Raw genomic sequence first — 12,702 nt, forward strand, 5'->3', positions numbered from 1 at the left:
TTGAGTGTGGGTATTGGCAGGTAGCCTGGGGTTTAAACAGCGGTCACGTTATTAGCGGCCATTTGGCCAATAGGAAGGCGAGATCATGCAACGCTATGAAAGGGAACACTTTTGGAACGCCATTGTTTGGCCTCTGCTGTGGCCCCTCCTGCTTGTACAAGCAGCATTAGTCGTACTTTGTTTGACGGTTGGCGCCATGATGTGGTGGATGTCGCCAAGCAGTGCCTCCTGGAGCACCATGCTGTGGTTGGTGTCGGCACTGCTCATTGGCACGAGTTTGAACGTTAGCGTCTTCCTCATGCTGGTCAAAACCCGCGCTCGGCATAAAGATGCACGGTTTATGCAAGAGCTCAGCGAACTGGAACGGCATAGTCAAGCGCTCTGCACCACCGCCGCGCGTGCACTACCCGAGCATAAATGCTCCCCACCGGATGCCGCAAACGAATCTCATCTACCGCTTCAGCGGTTGGCCAGCGTTAACGAAGTGCTAGCCGGGCTTGAACGCTGCATGCATTGCTCACAAGTAGCCAGCGCCGCCACCAAGAACTCCCGGCAGGAGCATGAGCAAACCCTGCTGGACGACCTTCAACACCAACAGCGCCAACTCAAGCATTTGATGGCTGGAAGGGAAAGGGCACGGGAAGAGTCGCGTTTGAAATCAGGCTATCTAACGCTGTTGCAACATGAAACCGACAACTTGTTAGGCCATTTAAACGCCATGGCGGACAAAGAGATTACCGATAACTGCCGCCAAAATGTCATGGAAGTATACGAGCACGTATCAGATATACGCGCGCTGTTGACCAACCTCATTCAACAGGATACCGATGGGCAAAGCCCTGGAAAAAGTAGTGTGATGGGAGAGGTGGGAAGTGATGGCGCGCTCGCCGCTTTGCAGCGCAATTTACGGGTATTAGTCGTCGACGATGGTCCCGTTAATTTGATGCTCGCCCGGCAGATGCTGGAAACCCAAGGCCTGCAGGTAGAGGGCGTTAGTAGTGGTGAGCAGGCGCTGGAGCGCCAAAAAAACGCCAACTTCGATTTGGTGTTCATGGATATCTTTATGCCCACCCTGGATGGCCTTGAAACCACCCGGCGCTGGCGTGAGTACGAGCGTGATCGTGACGGCGGCAATCAAAGCGTGCTGGTCGCGTTAACCGCCAACGCCGACAATGCCGGGCGCGATGCCTGCCTGGCCGCCGGCATGGATGACCTGCTCGCCAAACCGTATCAGCCCGAAACACTGCTTAATATGATTGCCCACTGGTTCCCTGGCGCGATTAAAACAATACCGCCTGAAGAGCGATAAAGGTGGCTTTCTGAGTAAGCAGACTTATCATTGCACTCGTAACATTGGTGTACTGCTCGCGGCGGCGTAATGGTATGACGATAGTGGCGGTGCTATGTGCCACTGACGTGAGCAGACGCCGATATTTTTTTGGTTAGCATTAGAGAGTGTAAATGATTAATTATCCGACGATTGACCCAGTGGCTATCTCCTTGGGGCCGCTGCAAGTCCATTGGTATGGCCTGATGTACGTAGTGGGATTTGTTGCAGCTTGGTGGCTTGGCTGTCGGCGCGCATCGCGGATTGGCCTCAATAATGACGACATCGGTGATTTACTCTTCTACTGCGCGATCGGTGTCGTCGCCGGTGGGCGCCTAGGGTATGCGCTGTTTTACGGGCTAGGGCAGTGGACAGCCGACCCTCTCTGGATATTCCGCGTGTGGGATGGAGGCATGAGCTTCCATGGCGGCCTACTCGGTGTACTGCTTGCCGCCTGGATATTCGCCCGGCGTAAGCAACTGGCATTTTTAACCCTCACCGATTTTATCGCCCCGTTAGTGCCGATTGGCTTAGGCGCCGGACGAATCGGTAACTTTATCAACCATGAGCTACCGGGCCGCGTGACCTCGCTACCCTGGGGCATGCCGTTTCCTGGCATGGGGCCTGAGCCACGCCATCCGTCAGCGCTTTATGAAGCGCTGTTAGAAGGCGTTGTGTTGTTCGCAATTCTTTGGTGGGTCTCGGCCAAACCGACATCGCGGGGCTTTATATCCGGGCTATTCTTAGTCTGCTATGGCGTGTTCCGCTTTATGGTCGAATTTGTCCGCATGCCCGACGCCCACATCGGCTTTATTGCCTTAGGCTGGGTCACCATGGGTATGCTGCTAACGCTCCCCATGATCGCGCTGGGCCTCGTCATCATCGCCTGGTCCCGCTCACAGCCTGTTGATGTAAAAGTCGCAAGCTAAGATAAAACGCCGTAAACAAAGGTTGTCGTAGCGGGTGGTAAGCCCACGGCGCACCCGTGGGAGCAGTGCGAAGCGGCGCCGGGGTTAACTGGATAACGCTAACCAGCCAGCACCGCTAGACCGGGCCGCTATGGGCGCCTAGAATAAACCGCTACATCGCCTGTTAATTTGGAAATTCTGTGACTGCACCAACGCCCGCGCTTGAGCAACCCTATTTAGACTTGATGCAAACCGTTCTGGAGCATGGCGTTGACCGCCACGACCGCACGGGGGTTGGCACGCGCTCCGTGTTTGGCCATCAAATGCGCTTCGATTTATCGCGTGGTTTTCCGCTATTGACCACCAAAAAACTCCACCTGCGTTCTATCATTCACGAACTACTCTGGTTTCTGAAAGGCGACACCAACATTGCCTATCTGAAAGAGAACGGGGTAAGGATTTGGGACGAGTGGGCAGATGAAAACGGCGACCTGGGCCCCGTTTATGGCTACCAGTGGCGCAGTTGGCCCGACCCCAAAGGGGGCAGCGTCGACCAAATTGCCAAGGTGCTTGACCAAATTCGCACCTCGCCACAGTCGCGCCGCCTGATTGTCTCCGCCTGGAACCCGGCCCAGGTCGATGACATGCAGCTTCCGCCTTGCCACTGCCTGTTCCAGTTTTACGTCGCCAATGGAAAACTGTCGTGCCAGCTATATCAGCGCAGCGCCGATATTTTCCTGGGTGTGCCATTCAATATTGCCAGCTACGCCTTGTTGCTGACCATGGTCGCCCAAGTGACCGGGCTGCAACCGGGTGAATTTATCCACACCCTAGGCGACGCACACCTGTACAGTAACCACCTTGAACAGGCCAAAGAGCAGCTGTCGCGCACGCCCAAGGCAGCGCCTAAGCTGGTGCTTAACCCAGCGATAGATGACCTGTTCGCATTCCGCTTTGAAGACATTCATATTGACGCTTACGAGGCGCACCCGCACATCAAAGCCGAGGTAGCGGTATGAGCCAGCAGAAAGATACCTTCGACTCCCTGGTGCCAGTGGCCATGATCGTTGCGATGGCTAAAAATCGAGTGATCGGTGTAGACGGCAAGCTACCCTGGTACCTGCCCGAAGATTTAAAGTTCTTCAAGCGTATGACCCAGGCAAAACCGCTGGTCATGGGGCGTAAAACCTACGCCTCCATTGGCAAGCCGCTGCCCAATCGGCTTAATGTCGTGGTCACCCGCAACGCTGAGTTTTCGCATGAAGGCGTGCGCGTTTGCCACGATCTGCCCGCAGCGCTAGAGCTGGCCGACCAGCACGCCACCATAGAAGCGGCAGAAGAGATCATGGTAATGGGAGGCGGGGAAATTTACCGCCAGGCGTTACCCTTTGCCCAACGGCTGTACATAACGGAAGTGGACATTGACGTAGAAGGCGACGCAACGTTTCCTGACTTCGACCTCAGCGAGTGGCAGGAAGTGCAGCGCGTAGCGGGGCAGCCAGCAGAAGGGCAGCCAAACTATGATTTCGTGGTCTACGAGCGCGTCGCCGACTGAACAGGGCAAAGGAGAAGGCTATGGCCGCCAGCTTAATGAACATGTTAGATGATTTAGAAGCGCGTCTGGAACGCACACAAGCTGAGCTACAAGCCCTGCGTGAAGAAAACCAGCGGCTAAAGCAGCAATTGGCGCAGCAAGACGCCCAAGAGCAAAGTGTGCCAAGCCCGGAGCCCGTCACTGCAGTAGACGCTGATGCACCCAGCGAAGCAGCTTTCGATACAAATACTCTCGACGTCGAGGCGCCTGAAAAGAGTGCACCTGATGAAGCTGCTCCAGTGGAAACAGCCCCCGCTGCAACAGAAATAGAAACAGCATCAGAAGAGAAAGCTGAATCATCGGCTACCCATGAAGCGGCCAAAACACCTTCACCGCATGCCCTTCTTAACCAATGGTACGAGCGTTACCCCAAAGCTTTCTTCAAGGGGCATACCAAACCGTTAAAAGTAGGTATTCACCAAGACCTTGTAGAGCGTGAAGAGTGGCCCAGCAAGTTGATTCGCCGCGCCTTGGCCAACTACGTGAATCTTCCCCGCTATATAAAAGCCGTGCGAGAGGGCGCCGAACGGGTAGATCTGGATGGCCAGCCTGCGGGCAAGGTCGATAAAGAAGCGGCACTTCATGCGTCAGCAAAACGCGGTGACCAAAAAGAAGCAAAGCAGCCAGAAAAAACGCAACCAAAACAATCTAAACCAGCGTCTGCGGCTAAAAACACTCGCCGAGAAGCCCCTAAGCAGCCTGATATAGCGCCGAATGCAGAAAAAGTTGAGCCACGTAAGCCGCTTAGCTTGGAAGACAAATTGTTAGACTTGCAGCAGAAGTTCAAAGGCCGCTGAGACCAGGTCTATAGCCGTGGGTTCCATTAAAAAGCACAAATAGTAAGAAAACACTGTTTTTTTCTATTGCGTTCCCTTGAATCCCAGTATAGAGTTTGTTCTGCGAGCATTGGACTATAACAAGGCTTAGTTGAGGACATGCCGCATACCACCGGGAAAAACCGGCGGATGGCAAAAGAGCATGGCCCGCAAAAGCCAACTGCCAGCTTATTAAGAGCTGAGCAGCAACGATCGAAACAGTATACGAGTTAAGGAACTTAAATCATGAAAAAGACACTTTTAGCGACTGCTATCGTTGGCGCCCTGGGTGCCTCTGCTGCAGCTCAAGCAGCAACCGTTTATGATCAGGACGGCACTAAGCTTGACGTCTATGGTCGTATCGCCATGGGTATCGCTGGTGGCGGCCCTGAATTCAACAACGCTGGTGAAGAAATTGATGACGGCGCTGAATTTGTAGACGTTTTCTCACGTCTTGGTCTGCGCATGAGCCACGAAGTTTCTCGTGACCTGACTGCTTTCGGTCGTCTTGAGTGGCGCTTCCGTGGCGACGAGCGTTACACCGAATCTGGCTTCACGGAAATCCGTCAGAGCTACCTCGGTCTGCAAAGCGACCAGTTCGGTACCTTCCAGGCTGGTAACTTCGACAGCTTCTACAACCAGTTCGTTTCACTGCCGTTCGATGTTTACATCGACCGCGGTTTTGAATTCGCTGGTCACCCGAAGCAGTCTCGTGGCGACTCTATCGGTTACTACACGCCTGACCTGAGCGGCTTCACTGCTTACCTGCAAGCTAAGCACTACAGCGAGCGCGGCCTGACTGAAGCTCAGCAATCTTCTGAAGGTGAAGTTGTTGCAGCGCAGGGTGGCGTACGTTATGCGCAAGGCCCGATCACCATCGGTCTTGGCTTCGTTGATGACGTTCAGCGTGGCGGCGGTAACGGCGAAGTGCTGTACGGCTTGATCGGTTCTTACGACTTCACTGACCAGTTCTCTGCACGTCTGGGCTATGAAACTCGTGACAACAACGACAGCTACGCGCTTCGTGGTGCAAACGACGAAAACGGCTACGACAAAGTCGGCCTGGGTGGTACTTTCACCACTGGCCCTTGGGCGTTCACTGCTGACTACTACAACGTAGATCGTGACGCTGGTCTGGACGACAGCAACGCATGGGCGCTTGGTTCTTACTACAAAGTTTCCAGCAGCTTCGACGTGTTCCTAGAGCTGGCTGACGGCGATGCGCCGACTGTTGATCGTGACGTTACCCTTGGTGACCTGACCGACGACGTATACTGGCTGACAGGCGCTCGTTACCACTTCTAAGCCTGGTTTAACTACCACGCTTGAAGGGTTAACAGCCTAGCAGAACCAATAGAACCGGCCTCTTAGAGGCCGGTTTTTTTTGGCTCATAGTTTGCTTTTTAGACGGTAATACAAATAAGAACGATTTTTCTTTAATGATTTCTTGATATTGTATAACATTATCTGGCTGTGCAGCTGAGAAGCTAAAGCAGTCAATAAAATTAGCGTATCAAGGGGTTATTTATAATGCAGATGAAGCAGTTGGCGGTAGCGGTAGCAAGCCTGTTAAGTATCTCCTCGGCTCAAGCCACAACGCTATATGATCAAGAAGGCACGAAGTTCGATATTTATGGGCGTATCGCAATGGGGATTGCGGGTGGTGGCCCTGAGTTTGATAGCGCTGGGAATAAAGTCGATGATGGGGCGGAATTCGTTGATGTCTACTCTCGCTTAGGGTTTCGAATGAGTCATGCCGTTACATCTGATCTAAACGCCTTTGGGCGCTTAGAGTGGCGATTTACTGGCGATGAACGTAATACTGACCAAGGCTTCAATGAAATCCGTCAGAGCTATATCGGTTTGACAAGCAAACAGTACGGCACACTGCAAGCAGGTAACTTTGATAGTCTCTACTACCAGTTTGTATCGGCGCCCTTTGATGTATATCTTGACCGGGGCCTGCTTTTTAATTCAACCGGGCTACAGTCGCGAGGCGATTCAATTGGTTACTACACGCCCGAGCTGAACGGTTTCACTTCTTTCCTGCAAGTAAAGCATTACAGTGAGCGTGGATTGACGGCTGCGGAGCAGAGTAGTGAAGGTGATGTCTTTGCCGCACAAGGTGGTATTCGCTATCAGCAAGGCCCGTTTAAAGTAGGGTTTGGTGCAGTAGAAAACATAGCACGTGGTGGTGGCAGCGGAAACGGCGAAATGCTATATGGTCTAATCGGCTCATACGCACTTTCTGATCAGCTAACGATGCGCTTAGGTGTTGAAACCCAAGACAATAGCGATACCTATGGCGGTGGCTTTGAGACGGCTGGTCTAGGTGGTACCTATTCAACAGGGCCTTGGGCATTTACCGCAGATTACTACAACGTAGATCGTGATGAAGGCGATGAAAGTAACGCATGGGCTGCGGGAGCTTACTATAAAATTTCCAGCGCATTTGACGTGTTCGTAGAGCTGGCGGATGGCGATGCGCCCAGCGTGCGAAAAGAAAGCACGGCAGACAGAACGTATTGGCTAACAGGCGCGCGCTATCACTTCTAAGGTCGCTCTAATGTATTAAAAATAATTTGTTTATATGACGACGGTCTCATTAATGAGGCCGTTTTTTTTGGGGGTTCCAACAACAGTTATTTTTACACGAAGAATGAATAAGCTGTACAGGGGTTGTCCATGTAGAGCCGCTGGCAGTATTCCCCTACAATGGGCGGCTGGCAAAAGTGCTTTGTGCTTATGCCAACCACTTTCATCCACCCAGAGAAGTAGGGCAAGGGAATACGCCCGTCACAATCCCTGGGCGGTAGCGTGCCTTTTATTTGGAAATAATGATGTCGACACCTCAACGTTTACCCGTGATGCGAGCTCGTATGCTGTTGGCGATGCTTAGTGCTGCCATCTTAACCGGCTGCGCTTCCTATCCAGCGAGCAATACGCAGCAAGAAGCGCAATACGTACTGAATAATGATCCCGCTACGTTAATAAAGAATGCAAACCTCAATGAGTTTTTAGCCCAAGCGCCTGCAGGCGGCATCATCAATGTTGCTAACTCGCCATGGGGGGACGGTGTTGAGATAGTCGCCGATGCCGCCTACTTAGCTGCCAGTGGTCGTGAATGCCGTAAGCTCAAGGTGGTAGCCGCAGGTAGCAGCAACGCCCGTACCGCGCTAGTGTGCAAAACGCCTGATGGCTGGGTTGATCAACGCGTTGTCATCGAAACCACAGAAGGGCGTTACTAATGCGAGCTGCCAACATGCTAAAACGTTTAAAGGTTACCCGCCCACTCGCCCTCATGTCGACCGTGCTGATGGGAAGCTGCATAGCAGCACCAGCATGGGCGCAAGCGATAAGCTTGCCAGACACCATTCTTCCTAGAGAACAGGTGAATCAGCAGGAGCAGGTAAATGATACCCCACGGGCCGATTGGCGCAGTGGCACAGTAGGGCCTGTGGTCTCAGCTCCTCAAGATCCTGATGTATTACCCCCTTTTGGTGCCAACCTGTTCAGCGGTGGTTTCCGCGGAGCAATGGGGGATGGTCTCAATCCGGATTACCGCATTAAACCCGGTGACCAAGTCACAGTTCGCGCTTGGGGCGCATTTGAACTTGACCGTGTTCTGCCCGTTGATGCCCAGGGTAATATTTTTATTCCCGGCTCTGGCCCGCTCAACGTTGAAGGGCAAAACAGCCAGGAAGTGGATGCTAGCGTTCGCCAAGCCATTACGTCGGTTTACCCAGACAACGTAGAGGTATATACCAACCTTCAAGGCGTTCAGCCTGTAGCGGTATACGTAACCGGCTATGTAGAAAACCCCGGCCGCTATGCAGGAACACCGAACGACTCATTGCTCTATTTTCTAGACCAGTCCGGCGGCATTGACCAAGACCTGGGAAGTTACCGACAAATCCGCGTTGTCAGAGACGGCCGCGATGTGGCCACCGTCGATCTGTATGATTTCTTAATCAACGGCAATATTCCCCGTCCACAATTTAAGGATGGCGATACCATCGTTGTTGAAGAGCGCGGACCAGCGATTGCCGTTGGTGGCGACGTCCACCGAGAGTACCGTTATGAAATGACGGGCACTACCTTGAGTGGCGCTGAACTAGTGAATTTAGCGCGGCTAAGAAGTGGCGTATCACACGTTTTACTGCGTGGTGATCGTGAAAGTGGGCCTATCGCTCAATACTTCCCCATCGATATGTTTTACGGCCAAACGATACGTAGCGGCGATGATGTGCAATTTAGTGCCGATAAGCGCAGTGAAACCATCGTTGTAGAAGTGGAAGGTAGCTACTATGGCCCCTCCCGCTACGCGTTACCTCGCGATGCCCGTCTAAGCGAACTGCTGGATGCCATTGCCGTACCGGAAAATATGACAGCTGTAGAAAGTATCTCGCTACGTAGGGAAAGTGTTAAAGAGCAGCAGGAGCAATCCCTTGAAGACAGCCTACGCCGCCTCGAAACGACTTACCTGGGTGCATCTTCAAGCACAAACGAAGAAGCGCAGATTCGAGTACAAGAAGCCGAACTGATCCAAAACTTTATCCAGCGTGCCGGCGAATTAGAGCCCAGCGGCCGTTTGGTGGTCGCTTATAACGATCGTATTTCGGATATACGTTTACAGGACGGTGATGTAGTCACCATTCCAGAAGTCAGCGACTCCATGCTGATTAGTGGAGAAGTGCTAGTGCCTCAAGCCGCTGTATACCGGCCAGGCATGAACGTAATTGATTACATTGAAAGCGCTGGCGGCTTCACTGAGCGTGCCGATGACGATCATATCCTTGTGGTTCGCCAAAACGGTGCGGTTGAAAACGCACGCAACGTGAACCTGCGTCCCGGCGACGAAATCCTCGTCATGCCAGCACCACCGACCCACAATCTTCAGCTAGCCTCAACCATCACGCAGATTCTTTACCAAGTAGCGGTCGCAACCCGCGTAGCGGTTGATTTGTAACCCTATTGGCCACGGAAGACACGGAAAGCACGGAAAATATAGGGTTTTGACCTTATTTAAGGTTTTGTCCTTATCCGTGTTTTCAGTGAGTGTCCGTGGCTAACATTCAAAAGGCACAAATCTTGTTTCACTTTCAAGAAGTAGCGCTATGGATAACGTAAACAGCGGCCCTCGGCGGAGCGCACGGACACCGTGGCAAGTCACGCGCAGCGTGTGGTACGCCATGTTCATGCGCGAAGCCATTTCGCGCACCATGTCAGACCGCATGGGCTGGTTCTGGATGATCTTCGAACCATTCGCCTTTATTGCCATTATGGTCGCGATACGTAGTTTTATTCGCAGTGACCGCCTAGTCGTAAATGCCGAATTTATTCCCTGGATGATCGCCGGTTTAATGGGCTTTTTCTTGGTACGTGAAGGCATGATGCGGGGAATGGGGGCTGTAGATGGAAACAAAGCTCTGTTTGCTTATCGTCAAGTACAGCCCGTGGATCCAGTGCTAGTGCGCAACTTTTTAGAAGGCATGCTGCGCAGTTTTATCTTCCTGCTTTTTATTGGCGGCGGATTAATGCTGGGGTTAGACATGTACCCAGATAATGCCATTAGAGTAGTGGCTGCCTGGATTTCATTATGGAGCCTCGGACTCGGCCTAGGATTGATAACCTCGGTGGCAGCATCCTTGGTGCCCGAGATTGGCCGCGTGGTACGCATGGCTTCTTTACCACTGCTAATTATCTCTGGGGTGATTTTGCCATTAAATGCCTTACCTCATTGGCTGCTTGAATACCTGATGCTTAATCCTATTCCCCATGGCCTTGAAACGCTGCGATTGGGTTTTTTTGACAAGTACCATGTCGTCCAGGGCACCAGTATGCTCTATTTCTGGCTCTTTACATTCACGCTAATCGCCCTGGGGCTATTGATGCACCTGCGCTTTATTGATCGTTTGAAGGCACAATAAACTATGCAACGTTCTTTTCGTCGTTTTGTAAAAACATCGCCACATTGGGCCGTGGCTATAATCGCGATTGCTGTAGTCTCGTTTTACTGGTTTGTATGGGCGGAGGAGCGCTATGTATCCCGCGCCACCGTAGTGTTAGAAAGCCCCCAGGTCGCTACGCCGGAATTTAGCCTGTCGTCAATTATGGGCAGTGGCGGAGGTGGTAATACTCACGATTTATTACTGCTGCGTGAGCACTTACTCTCAGTTGATATGCTGCGCCTACTGGATGAGCAACTCGATTTTCGTAGCCACTATACCGAGCATGGAGACATCTTCGCCAAGCTGCATAACCGTGATGCTCCTATTGAAGATCTGCACAAGTACTACCTACGCCGGGTAGAAATTGAGCTGGATGAGTACGCAGGCGTGCTCAATATCCATGTGCAGGCGTATACACCTGAATTTGCCCATGAAGTGGCCACGCTCCTGCTGGAAGCAGGTGAAGACCATATGAATGAAATGGGGCACCGTTTAGCCGATGAGCAGGTGAAATTTTTAGAACAGCAAATGGTTCGACTTGAAGAGCGCTTTGAAGAGACCCGCGCCAAGCTGCTTGAATTTCAAAACCAATATGGTTTGGTTTCACCCACCGCAACGGTGGAAAATATTAACCAAGTGGTGGCGACGCTTGAGGCTGACTTAGCCCGCCTGCAAGCCCAGCGCAGCGCTTTAGCCAGCTTTCAAAGCTCCCAGTCTTCTGAATTGCGCCAAGTCGAGCGTAATATCACCGCATTACGCGACCAAATTATTGAACAGCGTGATCGAATCGCCCAAGCATCCGGCGACTCGCTCAACAGTGTTTCAGCGCAATACGAAACACTAGAATTGCAGGCACAGTTTGCTCAGGAAACCTACTCAAGTGCGCTGGCGGCGTTAGAAAACACCCGCCTGGAAGCTGCCCGCCAGCTCAAACAGGTGAGCATACTGCAAAGCCCGCTGTTCCCGGAGTATCCCACAGAACCCAACCGGCTCTACAACAGCAGCGTATTCGCTATCATCACCATCTTCCTCGCTTTCATCTTCAGCATGCTGATGATGATCATCAAAGATCACCGCGATTAAGATTGGGGTGAAGGGTGAGGGGTACGAAACGATTCACCATTTACCGCTTACAATTCACATTTTGGTAGCGCGTGGTAACGAAGAACGCGAGTTCAACGAGCGTTCGTAGGCACCCGCGGGTGGCGGCGGAACGACGCCCGACGGCACCCAACCAACCTTGCCTACACGAGCCAACCCCGGCACCGCTCCGCGCTGCTTTCGCGGGTGCGCCGTAGGCTTACCACGCGCTACTAAATTACGCATGCACTTGGAGGTGGGGATTCCAAGGGAGTGTGAATCACACCACCGAAACTGAGTGAGTGCACATACCCGTAGCGCGTGGTAACGAAGAGCGCGAGTTCAGCGAGCGTTCGTAGGCACCCGCGGGAGGCGTCGGCACGACGCCCAGTGGCACAGAGCCAAACCTCGGCACCGCTCCGCGCTGCTCCTGTGGGTGTTGATGCAGTGATCCAAACTAAGTTTGTAGTTTGAAAATATGTATAGTCATCGTTTCAAAGTGGATATTCACATAACACGCCATGCCAGTGAGCGCATGGCTGCTCGAAATATCACAGAAGGTGAACTGCTAGAATTGGTAGAACGGGGGAAAGTAAAGTACAAAGATGCTACCCGGTTTTGGGTAGCGCGATACTTTGAAAATCGCCAAGACAACCTTTTGTCTGTCGCAGCTGTCTTAGAAGATAAGCTAGTTGTCAAAACCGTTATGCATCACTTTGAGTGGGAGGATGAGTAATGCGTACAACCTACGATGAAGCAGATGACATTTTAGTCCTGCATCTTTCAGATAAACATACGGTTAAAGAAGTCTCACAAGACTGGAATACCCATATTAGTTACGCGGGAGATGGCACAATTACCGAAATTGTCATCCTTGACGCTTCTAAGCAGGGGGCATGGCCGCTCTTAAAGAGCCAAGCAGCATAACCAACCCCCGGCACCGCTCCGCGCTGCTCCCGCGGGTGCGCCTGAGGCTTACCACGCGCTACAAATCACGCACGCACAGAACGCAGTGAAAGAACCCGTA

At 52.4% G+C, this 12,702-nt stretch carries 13 protein-coding genes; all 13 read left to right on the forward strand.

Annotated elements, in window-relative coordinates; all coding sequences use genetic code 11:
* The first annotated feature begins 85 nt into the window (after positions 1-85).
* The 13 genes from OM794_RS07075 (at position 86) to OM794_RS07135 (ending at position 12,602) form a co-directional block, all read left to right on the forward strand.
* A complete protein-coding gene (locus OM794_RS07075) occupies positions 86-1,309 on the forward strand; it encodes a response regulator (protein WP_226251111.1) in 1,224 nt (407 codons plus the stop codon).
* Positions 1,310-1,461: 152 nt separating this feature from the next.
* Positions 1,462-2,256, forward strand: a complete 795-nt coding sequence (gene lgt, locus OM794_RS07080) for a prolipoprotein diacylglyceryl transferase (protein ID WP_226251112.1) — start codon at positions 1,462-1,464, stop codon at positions 2,254-2,256.
* A 224-nt stretch (positions 2,257-2,480) separates the two neighbouring features.
* On the forward strand, positions 2,481-3,254 hold the full coding sequence (locus tag OM794_RS07085) for a thymidylate synthase (protein WP_264167992.1): 774 nt from the start codon (positions 2,481-2,483) through the stop codon (positions 3,252-3,254).
* A complete protein-coding gene (locus tag OM794_RS07090) occupies positions 3,251-3,790 on the forward strand; it encodes a dihydrofolate reductase (protein ID WP_226251114.1) in 540 nt (179 codons plus the stop codon). The genes OM794_RS07085 and OM794_RS07090 overlap by 4 nt, the downstream gene beginning before the upstream one ends.
* Positions 3,791-3,810: 20 nt before the next feature.
* Positions 3,811-4,626 (forward strand): ProQ/FINO family protein, encoded by an 816-nt coding sequence (locus tag OM794_RS07095; protein WP_226251115.1) that lies wholly within the window; start codon positions 3,811-3,813, stop codon positions 4,624-4,626.
* Between the two features lie 264 nt (positions 4,627-4,890).
* Positions 4,891-5,949: a porin gene (locus tag OM794_RS07100; RefSeq protein WP_226251116.1), complete on the forward strand. Its 1,059-nt coding sequence runs from the start codon at positions 4,891-4,893 to the stop codon at positions 5,947-5,949.
* 225 nt (positions 5,950-6,174) lie between these two features.
* On the forward strand, positions 6,175-7,200 hold the full coding sequence (locus OM794_RS07105) for a porin (protein WP_226251117.1): 1,026 nt from the start codon (positions 6,175-6,177) through the stop codon (positions 7,198-7,200).
* Positions 7,201-7,484: 284 nt separating this feature from the next.
* Positions 7,485-7,892 (forward strand): DVU3141 family protein, encoded by a 408-nt coding sequence (locus tag OM794_RS07110; RefSeq protein WP_319001106.1) that lies wholly within the window; start codon positions 7,485-7,487, stop codon positions 7,890-7,892.
* 53 nt (positions 7,893-7,945) lie between these two features.
* Entirely contained in the window at positions 7,946-9,613 is a 1,668-nt protein-coding gene (locus OM794_RS07115; RefSeq protein WP_413229730.1) for a polysaccharide biosynthesis/export family protein, read from the forward strand.
* Between the two features lie 148 nt (positions 9,614-9,761).
* On the forward strand, positions 9,762-10,574 hold the full coding sequence (locus OM794_RS07120; RefSeq protein WP_226251120.1) for an ABC transporter permease: 813 nt from the start codon (positions 9,762-9,764) through the stop codon (positions 10,572-10,574).
* A gap of 3 nt (positions 10,575-10,577) precedes the next feature.
* Positions 10,578-11,678 carry a chain-length determining protein gene (locus OM794_RS07125; protein WP_226251121.1) on the forward strand — a complete coding sequence of 367 codons (1,101 nt, stop codon included), beginning with the start codon at positions 10,578-10,580 and terminating at the stop codon, positions 11,676-11,678.
* Between the two features lie 475 nt (positions 11,679-12,153).
* Entirely contained in the window at positions 12,154-12,411 is a 258-nt protein-coding gene (locus OM794_RS07130) for a DUF4258 domain-containing protein (RefSeq protein ID WP_226251122.1), read from the forward strand.
* The gene (locus OM794_RS07135; RefSeq protein ID WP_226251123.1) at positions 12,411-12,602 is read left to right on the forward strand and encodes a DUF2283 domain-containing protein; all 192 of its coding nucleotides are present in this window, start codon (positions 12,411-12,413) and stop codon (positions 12,600-12,602) included. The genes OM794_RS07130 and OM794_RS07135 overlap by 1 nt, the downstream gene beginning before the upstream one ends.
* Positions 12,603-12,702: the final 100 nt, after the last annotated feature.

It is taken from the genome of Halomonas sp. BDJS001, assembly GCF_026104355.1.
Lineage (GTDB): Bacteria > Pseudomonadota > Gammaproteobacteria > Pseudomonadales > Halomonadaceae > Vreelandella.